Below are 22,755 nucleotides of genomic sequence, written 5' to 3'. Positions count from 1 at the left end.
TAAGTCGAAACGATTTATTCATCAGCATTTTTCTCCTGAAAGCGCTTTCAGAATCTCCGATGTGTTCACGATTCTGATGATGGAATAGAAGGTGGTCGCCTGCGCAACCTTGGCGTTGAAAGAAAACTGATGGTCATAACTCTCGTGCGACTTCAGCTTTCCTTCATGCTTGAACAACTGGACGACGTGCGGCTGCGGGGATCGACCCGACTCAGCCGGAACCGTGCCATCGCCTGGGCCTGTGCCACGCTGCAAAATAAAAAACTGGTTATGGCTGTGGTACTGGTCGAAGCTCAGCGTCACCGTGCCGTTCAAATCATCGGCATCAAGCCGGGCCTTCAGCGGATCACCGGACACCATGCGGTTGCATTTCCAATTGATCTCGTTCCACGCAGGCTGCTGTGGGTCGGCGGCGTAATACGCGTAGGTATTGGGGTGGTAACTGTCTTTAATGTGTTGATGAAATAGCTGTGCGACTTCCATCTTTTTTCTATACCGATCAAAGTCAGACGTTTCTTCACCCGTACGAACCAGCACCTTTCCCTCACTCTCCGCCCGCTCCCTATCCTCCCTCCCCGCCGGATCAATCAAATCCTCCCGTACCAACTTCCACCAATCCGACGTATTGTTCAGATAGATCTGCGCGTAGGGATCCCCCTCGCCCAAAAAGCTGTCCATCTCCTCTGGCATCCCGCGCTGGCCGATGGCGCGATAGCTGGCGCGCAACCAGTGCCGCTCTCCTTGATTGGTCCAGGTCTTGTATTGCGCAGTCGGCAGCAGTTCCAACGGCCCCGGCGCATTGGCCATCACTGCCGTACAGTCAGCCGCATCGCGTCCCAGTACCACCTGCGCCATGCCTTCAAACCCGGCCCGGATGCGCTTGTAGGTAGCCGGCGCGCCAATGGCCGGCATCACGCCATGGATGACGCCCAGAATGCGTTCAGTCATTCCCGGCAGCCGCGCACAGGCACGTGCCACCAGGCCGCCCATGCTGTGCGTGATCAGGATCACGCCCTCACAGCGCTTTCCCTTGCTGCGGTAATACGCCGTAATCCGCTCGATCTCGTCAGCCAGTCGCTGCGCGGAGACCTGGTTGCTCTGCAACCAGTTGTACCCCACGGCATGCACCGGATAAAGCACCTCGGCGGCATCCCGCAGATGTTCTTCCGAAAGTGCAACAAAGGGCTTCTGTGCGCCCAGCTTGGCTGCATCCTGCCGATCCATCACCAGCTCCTGCCAGTGCGAGGTGAGCCGGGTGCCCTGGCTCGCAGGATCGAAGATCATCGCCATGCTGGTCTCCAGCAGCGAAAGAATGCCGAGATAGCTGTCTGCATGGAGCTGTCCCCAGCCGCGCCATTTGATACGCTCGGCATCGGTCTGGCCGGGAGCAAGCGACAGCAGGGTCTTGCTCGTGTCATCAGGAAAAGCCGGACCGCCATCATCCACCTCAGTGGTCTCCGGATTGAGCAAACGTTGCCGGTCTGCCGCCGTGCGGACCAGATGCGTGAGCCCCAGCGTGATCGTCTCCCAAGTGTTCTCGGGTGGCAGCCAGGCCGGCCCCTGGTCGCGTTTGCTGACCCTGAGCCGCGTCCCCATGATGCCCGGCACGAACAGAATGGGCACCACCACCTCCGGCGTGGTCAGACACAAGGCTCTGACCTTCTGGTTCTCTCCGGTCAGCACCGATTGCGCCACATCATTGCCGTCTTCATCCCAGGCGGTGCCGACCAGCCGGGTCGGTTCTGCCGCCTGCTCCGGCAGGGAAGATTGCTTCATCCTCTACTCCTTCACGATCCGCAGCCGCGCGATACGCAGGGCCTGGTCCTGGCTCAAGGCCGTACGTCCCTGTTCATCAGTGACGCCTTCAATGACGCTGCCGTCATCGAGCTCGATGCGATAGCGCTGCCGCGCATGCGGCCGGCCACTGCCGCGCCGGGCCAGGATGAAACGTTCGTCGGTACGCATGGCGCTGGCAGGCAGTTCCACGCCAGGAGGCGCACTGTCCGCACCACTCACATGATGGAAATTCGCCGAGCGGATGATGTGATCCGCGTTGCTCTGCTGCGTGATCGCGCCGCCCCCCAGATCAATCTGCGCACCCTGCGCCAGCAGCTTCAGCCGGGGAGCCTGCAGGACGATCTCATCCACAGCGGTCAGGATGATGCGGCGCGCTGAGGTGGCTTCGATGTCGTCGCCGTGCGTCTGCAATTGCAGCTTGCCGCTGGCCGCGACCAGCCGCATCCCCAAGCGCTGCGCAAACACGCTGATACTCTCCGCCACCCGCACCAACAGCTTCTTGCCCGCAGAGAGCTGCGTATTGCCCACGCTGACCAGGTCGATTTCCTTCTGCGCACCAAGGACCACGCCCTCATCACTGGTGATGGCCACACCGGCCGGTGCAGTCACGGCCACCACCGGCTCGCCGCCACCGCTGCCTTCGGCCTGCGTGTTGCTGCCGGTCTCCCAGGCATCGAGCCGCGTGCGCAACGCGCTCAAGGACTGCACTGCCGTCGGCCCGGCATGATGGGTCTCGGCCAGCGCCGCCAGTTCCTGCTGGACGTTCTGCAGCACGCGCAGCAGCCCCAGCATCTCGGCCCGATCCAGTTGCGCGCCGCTGGCCTGGCTGCGCCGGCTCGCGCTGATCAGCACACCCTGTCCACCGCGCAGCGCCAGCGCCTGGTCCGTCCGCAACTCGGCGCCTTCGCCGCGCGCATCGCTGCGTCCCTCGGTGCGGGGATGCGTGAGCCAGCCCAGGTTCAGCTCGCTCTGTCCGTGTTGCGAAGCAAGCTGGGCGCTGATCTGGCGCGGGGTGTCGTCGAGCCGCAGCTGGTTGTAGCGCTGGCCCTGAATCTCCTTGCTGCGCACGCCCGCCAGGAAGCGGTTGCCGGGCAGGCTGCCGACGCCGCTGAAGGCAGGCGGTAGCGACAGGCCGTTGTACAACCGGCCGATCACGACAGGCTTGTCAGGATCGCCCCCGAGGAAATCGACGAGCACCTCGTCACCCACGCGCGGCAGATTGATCGCGCCCCATTGCCTTCCGGCCCAATGACTGGCCACGCGCACCCAGGCGGAATCGCGTTCGCTGTCGCTGGCGCCGCCGGCGAGCTGGTGATCCTGCATGCGGGTCCCGTGAAAGCGCAGCTTGATGCGGCCCAGCGCGTCACAGTACAGTTCTTCGCCCGCCGGGCCGACTACGTGGGCATTCTGCAGACGCGGCCGGGGCAGATCCACGCGGGGATCAAAGGCCGGTACCAGCGGGATGCCACGCCGCACGCATGCGAAATGGTTCAGATAGCGCAGGCCTTGTTCGCGGCAACGGCGCTGCAGGCCGTCCAGTCCGGCGAATCCGCTTTCACGATGCGGCGCTGCGCGCTGCAGGCGCTCCTCCAGCGAGGCCGGCAGGTTGTTCTCGGCATGGAACTCCAGCCGGGTCACGACGAATTCGCGCTCATGCGGAGGATGACGTTCCAGCTCGGGATGCCCCGTGATATCAATCCACTCGCCCACACGCAGCGCACGCACCGTGGAATCGGCACCGAATTCCTTGCTCTCCAGCGCCAGCCGCTGCATGCGCGCCCGGGCAATCTGGTCAAGATCTTCACCATCGTCGGCAATGTGCGGGGCCTCGACCAGATAGTCATCCAGCAGCAGGGCAAAGCGGTCGCCCAGTTCGCCCTGCGCTGCCGGATTGTTCACATGCCGTTGTAGCGGCCCATCCTGCGCGTGATCCCAGGTATGGCGGCTGACACTGCCGGCCCGCAGGCGGCGCGTGGCCTGCCAGCGCAGGAGGCCGTCCTGCGTGCCGGGCGCATGATCGCGTCGCCAGGGAACGCTGCCCACCGCATTGCGCGGCAGCTGCATGGAATCGTCAAACAGCACCAGCACATGGCGCGGACAAGCAGCCTGGCCCGGCAGTGGCGGCTCGCCCGGACGGATGCACCAGCCGATGCCGCGCCGCTTCCACAGGCGGCGCAGGAAATCGGCATCGGATTCGTTGTGCTGCATGATGAATTCGCGTGCCGGGTAGCGTTCTCCCAGCAGCGACCAATCCACCTCCATGCTGCTGGCCAGCAAGGGGCTGCGTTGCCGCCATTCGCTGATGAGGATCTGCGTTACATCGGCCTCGCTGGCGTGCAGGAAGACGCGGGTGTTGATGCGCTGGCCCATCAGGCTCAGGGCATCGCGCAACAGCAGGCGATAGCTGCTCAGCTCGCCATCGATCTGTCCCGCATGGACCTCGGCGATGAAGCCGCAGATGGTGCGCAACAGACCCTGGTCCGTCACCAGCTGGATTTCTGCCGGCACCGCCATGAATTCCTTGAGCGGCAAGTCCTCGCGCGGCGAGAGACACAGCACCTCCACTTCAGTGGCACCACACAGCGTTTCGCGGCCCGTCACCTGCTGTATCAGCAGCGCGTCCTGCAAGGCCGCGTGCGATTGCGGCAAGCGCAGCCGGAGGGCGCGGGCCTGTTGGGACCATGGTTGGAGTAGCGCGGAAAACGTGCGGTCGGGCATACGGACATCCTTGCTGGAATAGCCATCCGCGCAGCATCCCGGAACCAGGGCGATGCCGGCATCAAACGGCAGAAGGGGAGAGGAGGGCCATGCTAGAGGAGAGCTGCGCGCGCTTGGAGGAAGTGGCCGAGGTTGTCAGGCAAACTCGTCAGAGTTCGACCAGCCGCATTGCGCGGCTGCCATTTTGTTGTGCCATGCTGATCCGCCCCGGGGGCGCTATGATAGGCGGCGTGCCGGCATGACCGGCCATCCGGAGCCCGGCCCGATGCAGGCCTGGCCCACAGCCACCCGACAGGAGACAAGACGTGCCCCCAGACATCGCGCCACGCCCCGTGATCACCCCGGCCCACTACCGTGCCGATACCACCGCTGCCTACGACTGGCAGATCCCCGAGGTCTTCAACATCGCCCACGCCGCCTGCGACCGCTGGGCAGATGGCAGCGGCCGTCCCGCCATCATTGCCGAGGACGGCGATGGCAAAGTCACCACCTGGAGTTTCGACCAGCTCAAGATCCTGAGCGACCAGTTCGCCAATGTACTGAGCGAGGCCGGCATCCGGCGCGGCGACCGCATCGGGATCTACCTCTCGCAGCGCATCGAAACTGTCATCACTCACATCGCCGCCTACAAGCTGGGCGCAGTGACGGTGCCGCTGTTCTACCTGTTCGGCCCGGAATCGATCGCCTATCGGCTCGACAACAGCGAAGCCGCCGCCCTGGTCACCGACGCATCGGGCATGGACAAGGTCCATCTCGCCGGAGAACTGCCGGCACTGAAAGTGGTGTTCTGCGTGGAGCAGTCCGACATCGTGCTGCCGCAGACTACCGATTTCTGGGACCGCCTGCATGCGGCCTCGCCCACGTTCGAACCGGTCACGACGCTGGCCGACGATCCGGCCATGATCATCTATACCTCCGGCACCACCGGCAAGGCCAAGGGCGCACTGCATGCACACCGCGTCCTGCTGGGTCATCTGCCGGGCGTGGAAGTCTCGCACGACAGTTTCCCGCAGCCCGGTGACCGCTTCTGGACGCCCGCCGACTGGGCCTGGATCGGCGGCCTGCTGGATGTCCTGCTGCCGTCGCTGTATCACGGCGTGGCGGTAGTAGCGCGCCGTCTGGAAAAATTCGATGCGTCCACCGTCTTCGGATTGCTGGCGCGGCATGGCATCCGCAACGTGTTCTTCCCGCCGACCGCGTTGAAGATGCTGCGCGGCACGCCGGATCCACGTGCGCAATGGGATTTTGCGCTGCGCAGCGTGGCCAGCGGTGGTGAGACGCTGGGCGACGACCTGATCGCCTGGGGCCGCAGCGCGCTGGGCGTGACCATCAACGAGTTCTACGGCCAGACCGAATGCAACCTCGTCGTATCGTCCTCCTCGCGGCTCTACCCCAGTGCCTCGGGCAGCATGGGACGCGCGGTGCCGGGGCACGATGTGCAGATCGTCGATGAAGAGGGTGCCGTCCTGCCGCGCGGCGAAGTCGGCAATATCGCCATCCGTGCACCGGATCCGGTGATGTTCCTGAGCTACTGGCGCAATGATGAAGCGACGCGCGAAAAATTCGCCGGCGATTTCCTGCTCACGGGAGACCTGGGCAACATGGACGAAGCCGGCTACATCCGCTACCTGGGCCGCAATGATGACGTCATCACCAGTGCCGGCTATCGCATCGGCCCCGCTCCGATCGAGGAATGCCTGATGCGCCATCCGGCAGTGCGGATCGCCGCCGTGGTCGGCGTGAAAGATGCCCTGCGTACGGAGGTAGTGAAGGCTTTTGTCGTGCTGCAGGAAGGACATGCCCCGGACGCTGCACTGGTGGCGGCCCTGCAGCAGCATGTCCGTTCACAGCTGGCGGCGCATGAATATCCGCGCGAAATTGCCTTTGTCGATGCGCTGCCGACCACGGCCACCGGGAAGATCATGCGCAAGGCCTTGAAGGAGCGTGCCGAGCAATCCTCCTGAGGCCGCTCAAACCCCGTGCACCAGCCACTGCATCAGCCACGACAAGCCGAACAGCAGCGCGCCGATCAGTCCCCCGACCAGCGTGCCGTTGATGCGGATGTACTGCAGGTCGCGGCCGATGTTGAGTTCGATCTGGCGTGACAGCTCGGCCGTGTCCCACTGCTTGATGGTGTCGCTGATGTGGCGCGTGAGCAGCTGGGCCACATCCGGACTGAGGCTGGCGATGGCCTGTTCCAGATGGGCGTTGAGCGAGGCGCGCAGTTCGGCATCTTCCTGCAGGGCGCGCCCGATCCACTGCGTGGCTGCGCCGGCCTGGGCGTGCAGGGCCGAATCGGGACGCGCCAGGTCTTGCCGCAGCCACTGGCGCAGGCTGTCCCACAGGCTACCCACATAGGCGTTGACGGCCTCGCCCTGCAAGATCTCGCGCTTGATCTCCTCCGCCCGCTCGCGCAGGGCCGGGTCTTCCTTCAGGCGCGTCACGAAGCCGGCCAGCTGGCGATCAAAGGCTTGGCGCAGCGAGTGCCGCGGATCCTCGGCGATGCCGGTGAGCAGCTTGTCCAGAATGTCGGCCAGGGTATCGGCGGACTTCTCGCCAATCCAGTTCGAGGGCAGCAATTTTTCAATTTTGGGATATTCGCGCTGCAGCCATTCCACCATGCGTTCGGCGATGAACGCACGCGTCTGTTCGCGGTTGAGCAGCTCGGCCAGGGCCACGATGGCGCGGTCCAGCAGCTGCTGGTGACGGCCATCCAGTGTCAGCGTATCCAGAATGCTGGCCAGCGAGCGTGACAGGTCCAGCTTGCCCAGCGCGGTCTGCAGAGCTTCTCGTACAAAGGCCTGGATCCGGCGGTCATCGGTGAGCGTGAGCACGCCACCGACCGCCTGCGCCATGTAGCCGCCCAGGCGCGCGGCATTCTCGGGCGCAGCCATCCAGGCCGAGAGTCGCTGCGCCGGATCATGGCGGCGCACCAGTCCGGCCAGCGACTGCGGACTCAGGAATTTCTCTTCCACGAAGACGGCGAGGTTGTCGGCGATGCGATCCTTGTTGCGCGGGATGATGGCGGTATGGCGGGCCAGCAGCGGCAGCGGAATCCGACGAAACAGCGCCGTGACGGCAAACCAGTCGGCCAGTGCGCCCACCATGGCGGCCTCGGCCATGGCACGCAGCAACGCGCTCCAGGTGGAGGGCGCTGCCAACGAGGCAGCCACGAACAGCGCAGCCGAGCCCAGCAGACAACCCAGGGCTAGACGCTTGGTACGGCGCAAGGCTTGTTGTTTATCCATGGCAGAGAGTGAGAAATTTCCGGCGGCATGCTCGCAGCATGAGACGAGGAGTCAAAACAAGGCGGGAAGTTCTGAAAAATTTCGAATCGCCACTAGAACAATTTCGAAAAATACGCGCTGAAACTAGGATCGGAATCTCGATAAATTTCGATTATTCACCAAGACATTCGAGGGTATAAGTGATTGTCACCGATAGTTTGTGCGTTTGTAATTGTAGCTAATCGACCGTCACCCCTAGCCGCATTGATCCTTGCGCTCATGAAAAAATCAGAGACTCCACAGAGCGCCCGCGTCATCTTCGGACAGAACGTCCGCAGGGTGCGCCGGCTTAAAGAGATGTCACAAGAAGAGCTGGCCTTCCGCGCTGACATCAGTCGCACCTACCTGAGCGAAGTCGAGCGCGGGGAAAGGAATATTTCCGTCGACAACATGGAGGCCCTGGCCCTCGCGCTGGAGATGGAATTGCCCGATCTCATGCGGACCAGCTTGATTTCGCTGCCCAGTGAGGATTCGCGCTGACCCCCGGCATCCCGGCTTGAAGCTGCATGGCGCGTGCGCGCCATGTTTGCTTTCTGCTGCGCTTTTCGATTCTTGTTGACCGTCTTCTTGCAAGGTTTGTTGTTCGTTTTGTTGTTCGTTTTTCTGCACGTTCATCTGTACATCTCTCTGCACGTTTCCCGGTACAGTGCACGCGCGTTGTTCGCCACCTGTGTCACGCTTTGTCCGGCACGTTTACCGCAGCTTCGGGGAAGCGCAAAGTGAACACGGTACGTCGTCCCGGTTCGCTGCTTGCGCTGGCTTGTCCGCCGTGCAGCGCCATGATGGTCCGCACGATGGCCAGGCCCAAGCCACTGGAACCGCTGGCGCTGCTGCGCGAAGGATCGGCGCGGTAGAAACGGTCGAAGATGCGTTCGATCTGGTCCGGCGGGATCCCCGGCCCGGGGTTGGCCACCCCGATCAGGGTCGCGCCCGCCACCACGGTGGCCTCCAGGCTGATGACGCCCTGCGGCGGTGTATAGCGGATGGCATTGGCGACCAGGTTGCCCACTGCACGACGCAGCAGGGTGGCATCGGCGTGCAGGATGCCGCTGCCGGCCACCGCGATGCGTACCTGCGCCTCTTCGGCGATGCCCTCGAAATAGTCGGCGATGCGGTTGAGTTCCTCGGCCACGTCCAGCGGCTGGATCTGCAACACCACGTGGGCGTTGTCGGCGCGGGCCAGGAACAGCATGCTTTCCATCATGCGCGAGAGGCGTTCGTATTCCTCGATGTTGGAACTGAGCAGGGCCTGGTATTCATCCAGGCTGCGCGGCTTGCCCAGCGCCACCTGGGTCTGCACCATCAGGTTGTTGAGCGGGGTGCGCACGTCATGCGCAAGATCGGCAGAGAACTGGCTCAGTTGCTGGAAGCTGCGATGCAGACGGTCCAGCATGTCGTTGAAGGATTGTACGATCTCGTGCAGTTCACGCGGCGCGGCCTGCAGATCGAGCCGGGTATCGAGCTTGTTGGCCGAGATGGCGCGCGTCTGTGCCGCCATCATGCGCAGCGGACGCAAGCCGCTGCGCACGAGGAAGTAACTCAAGAGCGTTGCCAGCACGGTGCCGATGGCCGCCGCCCACCACACATCGGCGCGATAGTCCGCCAGCAGCAGCATGCGATCCGAGGCCGTACGCACCACCAGCACGATGGCCTTTTCGCCCGAGCGAGTGACCGGCATGCTGGCAATGTAGCGCGCGCGCAGGTCGCCCATGCGCAAGGCCTCGATGTGGTCCCAGCTGCGGATCTTGACGGTGGACAGGTCCACATCCGGCGAGGTGCGCGTGGGGTCATGGCTTTCCAGCAGGGTGCTGCCATCGGCGCGGGCGATGCGCACCAGCAGCTGGTCATGACCGGAGAGGGTGTCCAGCACCAGGTGGCGGCGAGCGAGGATGTCATCCAGTGACGCCGCATGCTCGACCAGGTGATTGATGGAGCGGCACTTGCCGGCCAGCTCTTCATCGTCGCGCGCCTCCAGCTGCATGTGCAGCGAGTGCGACAGATAGCTGCCGACGGCCGTGAACAGCACCAGTGCCAGCAATCCGAACAGCACCACCAGCCGCAGGCTCATCGACGCGGTAGCTCGTCTCACCGCCGCACCTCGAACACGTAACCCATGCCCCACACGGTGTGCAGCAACTTCTGGTCAAATCCTTCATCCAGTTTGGCCCGCAGACGGCGCACGGCCACGTCTACCACGTTGGTATCGCTGTCGAAATTCATATCCCATACTTGCGAGGCAATCTGCGGACGCGACAGCACCTCGCCCGGACGGCGGATCAGCATGTGCAGCAGGGCAAACTCCTTGGCGGTGAGATCGATGCGCTGTCCGGCGCGCGTGACCTTGCGGCGGATCACATCCACCACCACATCCTCGTACTCGATCAGATCGGCCTCGCGGCTGGGACCGCGCCGCAGCAGGGTGCGCACGCGCGCCAGCAGTTCGGTGAAGGCGAAGGGCTTGACCAGATAATCGTCGGCACCCAGCTCCAGGCCTTTGACGCGGTCTTCGACTTCGTCGCGGGCGGTGAGGAAGAGCACCGGCGTGTCATGCGTGCGGCGCAGTTCGCGCAGGATATCCCAGCCGTTCATGCCGGGCAGCATCACGTCCAGGATGATCAGCTTGTAGTCCAGCGTGCGCGCATTGTGCAGGCCGTCCACACCGGTCTGCACCCAGTCCACCACGAAGCCGGACTCGGTCAGGCCGCGACGCAGGTACTCGCCCGATTTGGGCTCGTCCTCTACCAACAAGATGTGCATGATCGGAATTCCTGACGGACAAGTCCGTATTGTGACGCAGCCGGATGCGGCATTCATTACAAATGTGTAATGACTGGGCAATGTTTCTGTACGGCCCCCCTCCCTAGAATCCATTCCAACGACTCGCCAACCAAGCACGGCGATCGCGCCATCCCTGGCAGCGCACATCCTGTGCAGCACCAGGGATCTTGTGAAAACGCACTCAAAGGAATCTGATCATGAAAACCTCGCACCTCGTCCTCGGCGCACTGGCCACCGCCTTTTCCCTGTCGGCCTTCGCTCAATCGACCGTGACCACGGAAGCCGCACGCGATCAGGCCAACCTGAACGCCCGCAGCAACTATCCGGTGGTGCAATTCCAGGGCAGCAAGACGCGCGCCGATGTCGTCGCCGAGCTGCAAGCTGCACGCCTGGGCGAACCGATGCAGAACACCGGCACCAAGCCTTCGGTCTCCGACAGCAGCACCCAGGGCCAGGCGCTCGACACCTCGCTCTACAGCGGCGCGTGATCGCACCTGCCCGGGTCTGTGCTCAGGACGCGCGCTGCCGGCCCTCCAGCAGCGCCGTGAACTGTTCTCCCGGCATGGGCCGGCCGTACCAATAGCCTTGATACAGCGTGCAACCCTGCGCATGCAGCAGGTCACGCTGTTCCATCGTTTCCACTCCTTCGGCGATGATGGACAGCCCCAGGCTCTGGCCCAGCATGATGATGCTGCGGATGATGCTGGCCGTGGCCGCATCATCCTGCATCCGGCGCACGAAGCTCTGGTCGATCTTGAGCTGGTCGATGGGGAAGCGTCCCAGGTAGGACAGGGACGAATACCCGGTCCCGAAATCATCCAGCGAAATCGAGACCTCATGCAACTTGAGGTCATTCATTTTTTCGATGACCTCATCGATTTTGTCGATCATCATGCTTTCGGTCAGTTCCACCTTCACCGCCTTGGAGCTGATGCGGTGCTGGCGAATGGTTTCGTGGAAGCGCGCCACGAAGTGGTCCACCTTGAATTCCTGCGCCGACACATTGACCGCCACCACCAGCTCCCTGGCCAGTCCTTCGCGCTGCCAGGATTCGAGATCGCGGCAGATGGCTTCCAGCACCTGGTGGCCGATCTCTTCCATCAATCCCAATTCTTCGGCCACCGGAATGAACAGCGCCGGCGGCACCATGCCCTTGAGCGGATGCTTCCAGCGCACCAGCGCCTCAGCCCCGACCACCTTGCCCTCAAAGGTAACCTGCGGCTGGTAATGCACCACGAACTGATGCTGCGCCACCGCCGTGCGCAATTCCACTTCCAGTGCGCTGCGCTGGCTGGCCAGGGCCTGCATGGCCGGATCGAAGAAGCGGAACACATTGCGGCCTGCTGCCAGTGACTGCACCATGGCCAACTTGGCCTGCATCACCGCTTCCTCGGCCGATTGCACGTCACCGCGCAGGATGTTGATGCCGATGTTGAGAGAGTAGGGGAAACTCACGGTGCTGCCCTGCGGTTCGGCCAGCGCGGCGATAAGGCGGTGTGCGAGCGTTTCGCAGAAGCGGATGCCTTCGGCCAGGTCGCTCACCGGCAGATCGCATCCCAGCGCAAATCGTTCGCCATCGAGCCGCGCCAGCGTCTGGTCGGCGGCGACACAGGCCCCCAGACGTCGCGCACATTCCTTGAAGAGCCGGTCTGCATCATCGGCCTTGACCAGGCCGTGCGACAGATCGGCGCGATGCATTTCCATGTAGAACACCACCAGCGGCAGGCCGTGTGCCTGCTGCCGTCCCAGGCCACGGCGCAGGCGATCGAGGAACAACTTCTTGTTGGGCAGATCGGTGACAGGATCATAGAAGGCCAGGCGGTCGATGCGGCTCTCGGCTTCCAGCCGTTCGGAGACATCGATGATGACCCAGATCTGGTCGTGCTGACCCGTGCCATCGATGAGCGAGGTATGCAGTTCGGCCGGGAAGCTGCGGCCATCGGCACGCTTGAGCAATACGATCTCGCCGGTCGCGCCATGCGGGCGCAGCAGCGTCTGGTTGATGTAGAGGCTTTGCTGCTGCGCATCCTCGAAGATCTGCGCACTGGCCAGCGTGGTGAGTCCCGCGCCATTGAGCGCAAGCATGGACTGCGCAGCATCATTGGCGAAGGCGATCCGTCCATCGCGCACGAACAGCACGCCCGCCGGGATATTGCCCAGGATGGCCGCCTGCTCATCGAAGAGGGTTTTGAGGCTGGTCTGCATGGCTTCCATGCGGTGAGCGAGGAGGCCGATCTCATCCTTTTGCGTGAGTGCGATACGGGTATCGAAGTGCCCGCGTTCGATGCGGCCGGCCGCGACGGTCAGCTTGCGGATGGGCGCGAGGATACGGCGATAGACCAGGAGGCCGATGATGAGCAGCGCCACCACTGCCTGCGCCAGCAGCACCCGCGTCTGGAAGCGCTTGTCTGCGGCGAGCTTGCGCTGCAGCTGGGCATCAGACACCACCACCTGCACGCTGCCCAGCGTGACCATGCGGTCCGGCTGCTGCATGGTCAGCGGCAAGGTACGCGTGAGCAGGCTGCCTGCGCGGCGCAGCGGTTCTTCCTTGCGCACGAGGACACGCTCCTCGGGGTCGCGCACTTCCACAGAGACCACCTGGGTATCGAGCATGCGTCCTTGCAGCAGAGCCATCATGTCGTTCTGGTCGAGGCTCCAGACCGGCAGCACCAGGCTGTGGGCGAGGGTCTGGCTTTTCTCATCGACCAGGGTGGTCATTTCCTGGCTGATCTGCTGCTCGCGCGTGCCGTTGAGGATGGTCAGGGCCACCACCACTGGCAGACTCATGGCCAACAGCATGGCACAGGCGATGTAGAGGCCGAGGCTGGTAGTCTTCTTGATCATGGCGGGCCGTGCGGGTCAGGAGGTGGATGGAAGGGCGGCGTGGACCTATTTGAACCAGTCCATTCTGTAAGTCTCGATGGCCTGGCGTTCGATGGGGGTCAGCCTGTCGTTGTGCAACTCGATCACGCGCGGACGCGTGCCGCGCATGGCCTGGTGGACTTGCCGGGTGGAACTGTGTTTCTGGATCAGGTCCAGCAGGGCACCGTTGCGATGGATTTTTTTCAGGCCGTCGAGCAGCGCATCGCGGATATCGTCGCGCCCGGGAGAGGTGTAGAAGAAGAGATCGGTCGGGTAGTACAGCACCAGGTCGGGGACGATGGCCAGCCGATGCCCGGGATCATAGGTTTCCAGTTCGCTGGTGGCTTCGAAGATGGAGCGGTTGTAGAAGTCGAAGCGGCCGGCCTTGAGCATCTCGAACAGATTGAGGTAGTTGCCTTGCGCCACCTTGAGCTGGTTGGCCTGCATGATGCTGGTGTCGACCCAGCCGATGCCGGAGCCGATGGTGAAGGCGCGCAGGTCGTCCAGGGTACGGATGGACCGGGCGCGTTCGAAGCTTTCGCGGTTGGCCAGCAACACCCGATAGCCGCCGCCCAGATAGATGGGGAAGGGGATGGATTCGAGGGTGCGGGTCATGCCGCTGCCGGCGGAGGTCGTGATGAGGTTGCAGTATTGGCCGGCCTGGATCAGCTGCACGTAGCGCTGGTCTGAGGTGGCGACATTGGCGACTTGGCAGCCCTTGATGGAGAAGGGCCGGCCGCTGGCACGCATGGCCAGTTCGAGGACGGCCTTGCGGTAGTTGATCAGGGGGTTGTCCTCATGGAGATCGGCGAGCTTGATCTCGATGACTTGCGCATTGGCGGCAGGCGATTGGGCGCGGGCGGAGGCGGCGCAGAGCAGACTCATCGCCAGGACGAGCAAGACCGCGACTACGCTTCGGGCGCTCGACTTGTCTCTACTCATGGCGGTGGGGAGCTCGAATTGTTCAGATGATGTTATGCAAGCGGGGAGGGAATCGCAAGGATTTGTGTGGGGTGGTGAGGATTTTGTGGTGTAGGGGCAGCGATGGGGGGTGTCGGGCGGAAACGTAGAGCGGGTGCGGATTTGGGTGTGAGGGATTGCGACTATTTATATTGCAAAATGCCAAATCTGTGACTCGGGCAAGGCCTTTGTCGGAGGCCTCGCAAGCGCTTCTCGTTTCCTCATTTTTTTCTGCATCTTGGTGGCAAGGCGAAGGACGGAACATGGCGGGCCATGACTCGAGCTTTGCGGGGCAGCAGAAAGTATTCTTTGAGAGCTTGAAGGAACAAGACTTGAGATTATTTTTTACGCAAATCACCCCCGAGTCACCGAACCCGAATTCCAATAACGGTCTACCACAAACAGTTAGCCGGATCTTCATTATCTTGGCCACCCTCGCAAGAATCTATCTACCAGTGAATCCTCCGTTCGCGCATGTCGTACGATTTCAATATTAAAAACCACTTCGAGGTCATCTATCGGCTTGAAGGCAATGCTCCCTGCCCACTGCTCCTTAAATGATGCGGGAACGAATGCACATCCGACACCAGCAGCGACCATTCCCGCTGCAGTAGCCACATCAGCCACCAATATTTGCGATTGCGCAGACAACGCCAGGTCCGCTGCGGAGAATGCGTCAGAAATCGCATCATGGTGTGCCGGTGACCGCTCACGTGGGAACATGATCAGCCTTTGTTGCGCAATATCTTTCAACCTCAGTTTCCCGCGCCGCTTCGCCAACGCTGTACGCATGGGTACCGCAAGCACCATACGGTCTGAATGTATTTTCTGGCCAATGAAATCGGCGTTGAATGGCGAGCGCCAACCTACAATGCCCAGGTCCAGTTCGTGGCGGGACAAGCGGGTCAGCTGCTCTGCAGAGAACATCGATTCAACCAATACCTCTACGTTCGGCGCTGTTTTCCGCAGCGACGCAATGGCTTGGGCGAGACTGGGCAACCAGCTATAGCCAGGAAGAACGCCAATCCGAAGTCGGCCGGTCAGACCCGATGAAGCAATTTTGAGTTGTGAAGAAAGTGCCGTGGAGCGCGCAAGAATGTCTTCTGCGCGCAGCTTCAATTCATCCCCCGCGCGTGTCAACGCTACCCCCTTCGGTCCTCTGATGAAAAGGGTCTCTCCCAATGCATCTTCCAACGATGAAATTTGGCGTGACAAGGCCGGCTGGGCGATATGAATTTCTTGTGAAGCATGCGCAATGCTTCCGTATCGGCATACCGCAAGAAAATACTTAAGCTGTTTTAGCTCCATTTTTAGCATCTCCACGAATAGCTATGCTGCGGAAGTATAGCTCTCTATATTGAACTGGTATTTGTTTGATTTGCTCAAGCTCACTAGCATGAACTCATCTTGGACGTAGAGCTTCAGGAACCCGTCAAATCGAGAGAGTTGAGAATGATGCACCCGAAAAATGCACTTCGCACCGCCAAAGGGCGGGTCCCTGCTGCCCTGCACCGAGAATCGTCAACTTATTTCACTGACATTGATCTCGACGGTGATGGGCACCAATCTGGCTTCGTCTTTTTCCCTCATTCGCCACATGAAGATGCATGGGGAACTGTGCGCGTTCCAATTGCAGTTATCGGAAATGGAGATGGTCCGACGGTGCTACTGGAAGGAGGAAATCATGGGGATGAATATGAAGGGCCCATTGCCCTGGGCGAGCTGATACGTACGTTGCGTTCGGAAGATATCAATGGACGTTTGATCATCGTTCCCGCAATCAACACACCCGCGGTAGATGCTGGACATCGCACATCACCCGTCGACGGAAAGAACATGAATCGGGTCTTTCCTGGCGACCACGCAGGCACGATCACGGAGCAGATTGCGGCGTTCGTCAACGACGAGCTGATTTCCCGGTCCGATGCACTACTCAGCCTGCACTCCGGTGGTTCCTCCCTGGAAATTATTCCAAGCACGATTGTTCAGCCCTCCGACAACGCTGACCAGTTTGAGCGCTGCAAGCTCGCAGCTAGCCGTTTTGGCGCACCGGTCTGCGTAGTGATGGATAACCTCGGAGACAGTCGACTGTGCGTCTCGTCTGCCATGTCAGCTGGCTTGACTTGTGTTTGCACAGAAATGGCCGGGGGCGGCAGGGTCAATATCGAGGCGCTTGAGTTGTGCCGGGAGGGGGTGCGTGACGTTCTTGCGTTTTGGGGCGTTCTTGAAAAGACATCCTCAAAGGAGCGGCCCGCAACGACGAAATTCTATGCGATGACGGGTGCGAACGCCTATGTGCTGGCGACCGAGACGGGCGTCTTTGAGCCTGCCGTTCGACTGGGAGACCAGGTTGAGGTTGGCGCTCTGGCTGGATATATCCATTTTCTGAGTGCGCCACACAAGGCCCCCGCTCCATTGCACTTCAAAGAATCTGGAATCGTGTACAGCCTTCGCCAGTTGGGGACTGTTGCGCCCGGTACCTCATGCGCGGTGATAGCCACACCACGGACTTAAAAAAGCCAAACCAATCGAGAGAAGAACATGAACGATACAAGATTCGGTAGCGATAGACCTGGGCCTGACCAGACAAAAAAAGAGAAAGCAGACAAGAAAGCGGTCCTCGCCGCGACGGTCGGCTGTATGCTCGAATGGTATGACTTCGCCTTGTACGGCTACTTTTCCGTGTTGATTTCCCGCCTGTTCTTTCCTGCGGACTCAGCCTATGTATCGCTTCTCCTGACAGTTGGAACGTTTGGAGTCGGTTTCGCCATGCGTCCTGTCGGCGCCATCGTTCTCGGTGCGATCGCAGACCAGAAAGGGCGCAGGATTGCGCTGAGCTGGACGATTTCCACGATGGTCATCGGGACATGCATCATCACGTTCTGTCCCACCTACGCCTCTATCGGTATTGCGGCACCTTTACTGATCGTTGTCGCTCGTCTCATCCAGGGCTTCTCTTCAGGCGGCGAAATGGGGACCGCTGTGGCCTTCTTGCTGGAAAAGGCTCCCAGGAAACACCGAATTTTATTTGCCAGCTTCCAGCAACTGATGCAGGTCAGTGCTCTTCTCATTGGCTCCCTGGTAGGCGCGGCTATCAACGCATGGATGAGCCCCGAGACGCTGGAGTCGTGGGGATGGAGAGTTCCCTTTGGCATCGGCTTGCTTATCGGTCCCGTGGGATGGTACATCCGTCGCCATACAGCCGAATCGGAAGAGTTCGAGCAAGCCTTGGTCAAGCGCAGGCTGGAAGGCCGGCACCGTCCCACATTCATTCGAACCATCAGCGAGTATCCGCGAGAAACCATCTCGGGATTCTGTATCACCGTGCTATGGACTGTTGGAACCTACTTCTTTCTCGTCTACATGCCCACATACGCGATGCGCGAGCTGCATCTTCCAGCATCAACTTCGCTGCTGAGCAATTCCGCTGCACTTGCCGCAGCAATGATCTGTGGCCCACTCTTTTCCGCATTGGCAGACAAGCATGGGCCCAAGTTGCTGTTGCAGCTTGCCTCAATTTCTCTGCTGGTCAGCTGCTATCCACTCATGCTCTGGCTCACTCAGGTACCGACAATTTCAACCTTGGTCATCGTGCAATGCATTCTTTCGGTCACGCTGTCGGCGTTCACGGGGCCTGCCGGCGGTACGCTGGCATCGTTGTTCCCCGCTGACGTACGCTCCACGGGTGTTTCCATTGCCTACAATCTGGCGGTAACGCTGTTCGGCGGGTTCTCTTCCCTGATCGCCACATGGCTCATTAATTTCACAGGTAGCCCATTGGCACCTGTCTGGTACGTTGCGTTTGCAGCTTGTCTGGCCGTTGCGGGCTCCTTCATGCTGCCTGCTCTGCGCGATAAAGAAATCTCACCAATCAATTGAACAGATATGGCCCTACATACAATTACCCCCCTTGTCCTGTCCACGGAGTTCTCTGCAAAGTTCGACGTTGAGGTCTTCCTGAAGCTTGACGCGGTACAACCGTCCGGCTCTTTCAAGATTCGCGGCATCGGGCATGCATGTGAAACCTATTATGCAGAAGGGGCAAGCCGATTCGTCTCTTCCTCTGGCGGCAACGCCGGCTACGCCGTTGCCTATGCAGGCAAGCAGCTCTGCGTGCCCGTTACTGTGGTCGTTCCCGTGACGACCTCACTGCATGCGCAGAAGTTGATTGCTTCCCAGGGAGCGGAGGTCGTGGTTTTCGGTGACTCCTGGATTGAGGCAAATGAAAAAGCCCAAACACTTCTGGACGAGCGGACCGTCTTCATCCATCCGTTCGATGACCCACTGCTCTGGAAGGGGCATTCCACGCTGGTCGAGGAACTGGCAGCGCAAGGGGAGAAACCAGACGTCATCGTATGTTCTGTGGGCGGTGGCGGCCTGCTGAACGGCATCATCGAAGGGATGAAGAACATCGGCTGGAGCGATGTAGGTATCGTAGCTGCAGAGACTGTTGGTGCCGCGTCATTGCATCAATCCTTGGCGGAGGGGCGTATTGTCAGCCTGCCAGAAATTGCCACGGTTGCGACTTCTCTGGGTGCCAAGACTGTTAGCCGCCGTACCTACGAACTTGCTTCTGAATTCAACGTAAAAACCTGTGCTCTGACTGACAAGGCAGCGGTGCAAGGTTCAGTCGACCTACTCAATTTCCATCGAATTCTGACGGAGCCCGCATGCGGTGTCTCGGTCGCGGCCCTTGGTGAAATCAAGCATCTATTCCCTGAAGCCAAACGCGTTGTCGTCATTGCCTGCGGTGGTATTGGTACCACCATCGGTCAGCTACAGGCGTGGCATGCTGACTTCGCATAATTTGGACGATCAAGATGCCATTCATTCGGATGGTCCAATCATTCAGAGAGCTTCAAATGAATATTTACGAGAAATTGATTGCGCTGGGTATCCAGCTTCCCAAAGTAGCGCCGCCTGCGGCCGTTTATGTGCCATGGGTAGCAACGGGTAATCTGTTGTTCGTCTCCGGTCATATCGCGAAAAGGGATGGTTCTCCGTGGGTTGGTCAGTTCGGCACCAGCATGAAAGTGGAGGACGGTGCCGCCGCCGCAAGGTCGGTCGCGATTGATTTGCTGGGTACAGTTCACGAAGCGCTGGGTGACCTCAACAGAGTAAAGCGGGTGGTCAAATTGACGGCATTGGTCAATTCGTCAGACACTTTTACGGACCACCATGTGGTCGCCAACGGCGCAAGCGCACTCTTTGCTGAAGTGTTTGACAGTGCCGGCAGCCACGCCCGTAGCGCATTTGGTGTCGCCCAGATTCCCTTTGGGGCGTGCATTGAAATTGAATTGATTGTGGAATTTTGAACTTGGAACCGCCAGCAGGGGAGAGGGGCCAGGGTCCCGCCTTCGTAGAGAAATGAAAACTCAAGAAGAGAAAAAGTTTGCCCGACATAGCTTTCTCGATAACGTGCAGGGACAGTTCATCGGGATAACAGCCATCTCATTTGGCATGTCCATGCTTGCCAGTCTGGGCCTCATTACTGGACAGACCGCTGGCCTGAGCTTTCTCTTGTCTTATGCAACGGGGATATCATTCGGGTTGTCGTTCTTTCTGGTCAACATCCCGTTTTACCTGCTTGCTGTGCTGCGGATGGGCATGAGATTTACCCTCAAGACACTGCTGGCAGTGTCTTCGATCTCAGTGCTCACCAACCTCTTCATCCATCGAATTTCCTATCAAAGCTTCGACCCCTTAATTGGTTCGATACTGGCGGGGCTAGTCATCGGACTAGGGCTGATCGGATTATTTCGTCACGGGTCCAGCAGCGGAGGAATAGGGATTCTGGCACTGTATGTTCAGGATAAAACTAACTTCAAGGCGGGCTGGAGCCAGTTGTTATTTGACGTCGCTCTCTTCGGCGCCGCGCTCGGTGTATTGGCGCCATCACGCGTTTTGCTCTCCCTGATTGGAGCATCGGTGCTCAACACCTTAGTTGCATGGAATCATCGGCCGGATTGGTACATCGCAAGATGACCAACGACGGCGCCAAGCTACTGACTATCCAAGCTCCAAATGCAAAAGCCAACCCACAGGTTGGCTTTTGTCATTGATGACGACACGGACCTTCAATTAGCTGGCAGTGGGGTCACCCTCTTTGTCACCCGACATGTAGGGAGTCACAGTAAGTGAAAATCCAGGGCACTGATTTCAAAGGCTTTTTTCACAATCGTGAATATGCGCCGGAGCTGCAAAGAATCAGATTAACTGAAAAAAAAATGAATATGCGTCACAGATAATGAAATTGGGGATGCCCCTCTAGCACGGTCACCGCTATTTGCTGACCATTATCGATTATTTCTTCATTTCCCTCTGTTCGCGTATGCATCGACGCCGACCGCTCAATTCGGTTCGTTAAACCCCTAACGCTGTGTCAGTAGTGCAATGGCCTCAAATAACAGGTCAACGATTATTTCCGATCCAACGGCATACTGGCTTTCTTGCCCGGAGAGAAACATGAACGTAGATCGGACGGAAGAAAAATTTTGCGCCAGCAAAATCAGATGCACAGCACTCGGCCCCCTGACGCCGGACAACCAGTTCTGCACAGTCCTCTCGCTTGCGTTCGTAAGCTTACACAGCGTCTTCACAGCGTGCCGAGATGCTCCAATCTCTTGCTTGAGCGCGACCTCAATCGCTATCGCATATTCATGAGATGTTAAATTTTTGGGAGCTTGATTCCGCAATTTTTTGCGTGCTTCTCGCAACATATTTCACCTCAGCGAAAGTATATTGATCCCAAACATAGGAGGTTAGGTCATAGCGCAGATGGACTAGATGAGGTGAAGGCGATGTCTTCAAACAGACCCGCAAATCGCACCCAGGACAAAGCTACTCAGCAGCGTGCTGCTGCGTATGTACGTATGTCCACTGAGCACCAGCAATATTCGACCGAAAATCAGCTCGAGGTAATAACAGCGTTCGCTCTGTCACGAAACCTGGAAATTACTAAGGTCTACACGGATGCGGGCAAGAGTGGATTACGACTAGAAGGTCGTGACCAGTTGAAGTCACTTTTGATTGACGTAGAGTCTGGAGTCGCTGAATTCGGGGTTATTTTAGTCTACGACGTCAGCAGATGGGGACGTTGTTGAATTGCATTTAAATCTGACCCACTTTCTCAGGAAATTTGCATCCTAAGTTGACCCATGTTTAGACCACAATCCTGCTCATGACAGCGAGCGGGAGAACGGAGTGATAAACGTGGCCCTACTTGGAATTATTCGACGCTGGTACATTAGAGACCATATCTCAATCCGGGAAATCGCCCGCCGCCTGGACATCTCCCGCAATACGGTTCGCCGTTATATCCGGTCGGACGCGATCGAACCAGCATACCCAGCAAGGCATTCACCGAGCTCTCTTGATGAGTTTGCTCCCAGGCTCTCCGCTTGGCTGAGCGCTGAGTCCGTTAAATCTCGAAAGCAACGAAGAACCCTGAAACAGATGTTCCTGGATCTAAAAGAACTGGGATATGAAGGGTCGTATGACCGTGTGGCCGCCTTTGGTAGGCGGTGGAAGGTGGGTCAAATGGAGAGGGTCAAATCTGCGAGCAAATCAACACCGCCATGGCAGCGCGTCGGTCGACTACGCCCAGTTTATGCTCTCCAATTACAACACTCATTGATGAACAACATGAGTCGAGTCGGTACTCAACGCGCACCAGACAGACTCATTCCTCATGGGATTGAGGTTTTGGTCGCTAAGGGAGAGAAATGGCATGCTCTTGATAATAAGAGCCTTAAGGATTCTGCTGCCGCGGCAGCAGCACCAAGCGCTGATGGTAAACATATTCTTTATATGATCGATGATGCTGTCGTCAGCAGAATCCGGCGAAGCGTAGAAAAATGGGTAAAGAACAACCCAAATGAGCCGGCGTCGATTGCTCTTAACAAAATACTGGGGAGGCCAAATTGGGTAAAAAATCTTCTTTGGTTCGATCATATTCTTCCAGAGGAAGATATGAAGAGCGTTACCGCGAAAGATGCTTTCCCAATGGTCCAGCTAGATGGGATTTCGGAGGAGCATAAAAGGTCTGTGGTCATTACGACCAACACCTATGGCTCTCCATATAGTTCGCTCAGCGGAGGTGTTGTCAGAGAGCCGGAGAAACAATCATCAATACTGGTTCTAAAGTTTGTTCGTTCGTAGCCCTGCCAACGAATTTCTAGAAGCGTAAAATTAGTAGCGTCATAGTCGAATTGTCGAAGCAATCTTTGAAATACAGTAAGGTGGGACATTTTCTAAACTATGACTGTTCGTTTTTACGGGAGTGACGATATTTTCACTTATCGTGACTCCTTATAAAAAACTCTACGAATCAAAGGCCAAATAATAAAAACGC

At 59.2% G+C, this 22,755-nt stretch carries 16 protein-coding genes and 2 pseudogenes; 10 read left to right on the top strand and 8 right to left on the bottom strand.

All coding sequences use genetic code 11. The features are described from left to right. Positions 1-21 precede the first annotated feature (21 nt). Together JOD78_RS26040 and JOD78_RS26035 are read right to left on the bottom strand one after the other, a co-directional pair. A complete protein-coding gene (locus JOD78_RS26040; protein ID WP_134137653.1) occupies positions 22-1,776 on the bottom strand; it encodes an alpha/beta hydrolase in 1,755 nt (584 codons plus the stop codon). A 3-nt stretch (positions 1,777-1,779) separates the two neighbouring features. Continuing rightward, positions 1,780-4,446, bottom strand: coding sequence for a type VI secretion system Vgr family protein (locus tag JOD78_RS26035; RefSeq protein ID WP_245202308.1), 2,667 nt, complete (start codon positions 4,444-4,446; stop codon positions 1,780-1,782). 374 nt (positions 4,447-4,820) lie between these two features. Here JOD78_RS26035 and JOD78_RS26030 point away from each other — a divergent pair, with 374 nt between their 5' ends. Further along, positions 4,821-6,479, top strand: coding sequence for an acyl-CoA synthetase (locus JOD78_RS26030; protein ID WP_209569924.1), 1,659 nt, complete (start codon positions 4,821-4,823; stop codon positions 6,477-6,479). A gap of 6 nt (positions 6,480-6,485) precedes the next feature. Here the strand turns inward: JOD78_RS26030 and JOD78_RS26025 are convergent, their stop codons facing one another. After that, positions 6,486-7,763 (bottom strand): DUF445 family protein, encoded by a 1,278-nt coding sequence (locus JOD78_RS26025; RefSeq protein WP_209569921.1) that lies wholly within the window; start codon positions 7,761-7,763, stop codon positions 6,486-6,488. A 258-nt stretch (positions 7,764-8,021) separates the two neighbouring features. Here JOD78_RS26025 and JOD78_RS26020 point away from each other — a divergent pair, with 258 nt between their 5' ends. Then, positions 8,022-8,282 (top strand): helix-turn-helix transcriptional regulator, encoded by a 261-nt coding sequence (locus JOD78_RS26020; RefSeq protein WP_121037375.1) that lies wholly within the window; start codon positions 8,022-8,024, stop codon positions 8,280-8,282. Between the two features lie 193 nt (positions 8,283-8,475). Here JOD78_RS26020 and JOD78_RS26015 read toward each other — a convergent pair whose 3' ends face one another. Beyond that, on the bottom strand, positions 8,476-9,891 hold the full coding sequence (locus JOD78_RS26015) for a heavy metal sensor histidine kinase (RefSeq protein ID WP_209569919.1): 1,416 nt from the start codon (positions 9,889-9,891) through the stop codon (positions 8,476-8,478). Continuing rightward, on the bottom strand, positions 9,888-10,559 hold the full coding sequence (locus JOD78_RS26010; protein WP_034331353.1) for a heavy metal response regulator transcription factor: 672 nt from the start codon (positions 10,557-10,559) through the stop codon (positions 9,888-9,890). Before JOD78_RS26010 ends, JOD78_RS26015 begins: the two co-directional genes overlap by 4 nt. A 218-nt stretch (positions 10,560-10,777) precedes the next feature. On the opposite strand from JOD78_RS26010, the gene JOD78_RS26005 reads away from it, so the two are divergent. Beyond that, on the top strand, positions 10,778-11,068 hold the full coding sequence (locus JOD78_RS26005; protein WP_039784135.1) for a DUF4148 domain-containing protein: 291 nt from the start codon (positions 10,778-10,780) through the stop codon (positions 11,066-11,068). A 22-nt stretch (positions 11,069-11,090) separates the two neighbouring features. Here JOD78_RS26005 and JOD78_RS26000 read toward each other — a convergent pair whose 3' ends face one another. The 3 genes from JOD78_RS26000 to JOD78_RS25990 all read right to left on the bottom strand — a co-directional run bounded on the left by JOD78_RS26000 (position 11,091) and on the right by JOD78_RS25990 (position 15,710). After that, positions 11,091-13,424: an EAL domain-containing protein gene (locus JOD78_RS26000; RefSeq protein ID WP_209569917.1), complete on the bottom strand. Its 2,334-nt coding sequence runs from the start codon at positions 13,422-13,424 to the stop codon at positions 11,091-11,093. Between the two features lie 45 nt (positions 13,425-13,469). Continuing rightward, the gene (locus JOD78_RS25995; protein WP_245202307.1) at positions 13,470-14,327 is read right to left on the bottom strand and encodes a hypothetical protein; all 858 of its coding nucleotides are present in this window, start codon (positions 14,325-14,327) and stop codon (positions 13,470-13,472) included. A gap of 495 nt (positions 14,328-14,822) precedes the next feature. Beyond that, the gene (locus tag JOD78_RS25990; protein ID WP_166675621.1) at positions 14,823-15,710 is read right to left on the bottom strand and encodes a LysR family transcriptional regulator; all 888 of its coding nucleotides are present in this window, start codon (positions 15,708-15,710) and stop codon (positions 14,823-14,825) included. 144 nt (positions 15,711-15,854) lie between these two features. On the opposite strand from JOD78_RS25990, the gene JOD78_RS25985 reads away from it, so the two are divergent. From JOD78_RS25985 to JOD78_RS28155, 7 genes and pseudogenes are all read left to right on the top strand, one after another. Continuing rightward, complete coding sequence (locus tag JOD78_RS25985; RefSeq protein ID WP_209569913.1) at positions 15,855-16,916, top strand: succinylglutamate desuccinylase/aspartoacylase family protein; 1,062 nt, start codon at positions 15,855-15,857, stop codon at positions 16,914-16,916. Between the two features lie 27 nt (positions 16,917-16,943). Then, entirely contained in the window at positions 16,944-18,281 is a 1,338-nt protein-coding gene (locus tag JOD78_RS25980; protein ID WP_209569911.1) for an MFS transporter, read from the top strand. Positions 18,282-18,287: 6 nt separating this feature from the next. Next, a complete protein-coding gene (locus JOD78_RS25975; protein ID WP_209569909.1) occupies positions 18,288-19,208 on the top strand; it encodes a pyridoxal-phosphate dependent enzyme in 921 nt (306 codons plus the stop codon). A 56-nt stretch (positions 19,209-19,264) separates the two neighbouring features. Then, positions 19,265-19,717, top strand: a complete 453-nt coding sequence (locus tag JOD78_RS25970) for a RidA family protein (RefSeq protein ID WP_134137669.1) — start codon at positions 19,265-19,267, stop codon at positions 19,715-19,717. A gap of 52 nt (positions 19,718-19,769) precedes the next feature. Next, positions 19,770-20,387: a YitT family protein gene (locus JOD78_RS25965; protein ID WP_134137670.1), complete on the top strand. Its 618-nt coding sequence runs from the start codon at positions 19,770-19,772 to the stop codon at positions 20,385-20,387. 714 nt (positions 20,388-21,101) lie between these two features. Then, positions 21,102-21,499: pseudogene (locus tag JOD78_RS25960) on the top strand (recombinase family protein); the annotation flags it as partial. A gap of 106 nt (positions 21,500-21,605) precedes the next feature. Further along, positions 21,606-21,929: pseudogene (locus JOD78_RS28155) on the top strand (helix-turn-helix domain-containing protein); the annotation flags it as partial. Positions 21,930-22,755 lie beyond the last annotated feature (826 nt).

Source organism: Herbaspirillum sp. 1130 (assembly GCF_017833835.1).
In the GTDB taxonomy this organism is placed as follows: Bacteria; Pseudomonadota; Gammaproteobacteria; order Burkholderiales; family Burkholderiaceae_D; genus Herbaspirillum; species Herbaspirillum huttiense.
The sequence above is the reverse complement of the archived record's forward strand: the minus strand, read 5'-3'. Positions and strand labels throughout refer to the sequence as shown.

Bases quoted from the DNA above. Each gene is read 5' to 3' on its own strand.
- JOD78_RS26040 (WP_134137653.1), bottom strand. From the start codon at position 1,776: ATGAAGCAATCTTCCCTGCCGGAGCAGGCGGCAGAACCGACCCGGCTG.
- JOD78_RS26025 (WP_209569921.1), bottom strand. From the start codon at position 7,763: ATGGATAAACAACAAGCCTTGCGCCGTACCAAGCGTCTAGCCCTGGGT.
- JOD78_RS26020 (WP_121037375.1), top strand. From the start codon at position 8,022: ATGAAAAAATCAGAGACTCCACAGAGCGCCCGCGTCATCTTCGGACAG.
- JOD78_RS26010 (WP_034331353.1), bottom strand. From the start codon at position 10,559: ATGCACATCTTGTTGGTAGAGGACGAGCCCAAATCGGGCGAGTACCTG.
- JOD78_RS26005 (WP_039784135.1), top strand. From the start codon at position 10,778: ATGAAAACCTCGCACCTCGTCCTCGGCGCACTGGCCACCGCCTTTTCC.
- JOD78_RS26000 (WP_209569917.1), bottom strand. From the start codon at position 13,424: ATGATCAAGAAGACTACCAGCCTCGGCCTCTACATCGCCTGTGCCATG.
- JOD78_RS25995 (WP_245202307.1), bottom strand. From the start codon at position 14,327: ATGAGTCTGCTCTGCGCCGCCTCCGCCCGCGCCCAATCGCCTGCCGCC.
- JOD78_RS25990 (WP_166675621.1), bottom strand. From the start codon at position 15,710: ATGGAGCTAAAACAGCTTAAGTATTTTCTTGCGGTATGCCGATACGGA.
- JOD78_RS25985 (WP_209569913.1), top strand. From the start codon at position 15,855: ATGATGCACCCGAAAAATGCACTTCGCACCGCCAAAGGGCGGGTCCCT.
- JOD78_RS25980 (WP_209569911.1), top strand. From the start codon at position 16,944: ATGAACGATACAAGATTCGGTAGCGATAGACCTGGGCCTGACCAGACA.
- JOD78_RS25975 (WP_209569909.1), top strand. From the start codon at position 18,288: ATGGCCCTACATACAATTACCCCCCTTGTCCTGTCCACGGAGTTCTCT.
- JOD78_RS25970 (WP_134137669.1), top strand. From the start codon at position 19,265: ATGAATATTTACGAGAAATTGATTGCGCTGGGTATCCAGCTTCCCAAA.
- JOD78_RS25965 (WP_134137670.1), top strand. From the start codon at position 19,770: ATGAAAACTCAAGAAGAGAAAAAGTTTGCCCGACATAGCTTTCTCGAT.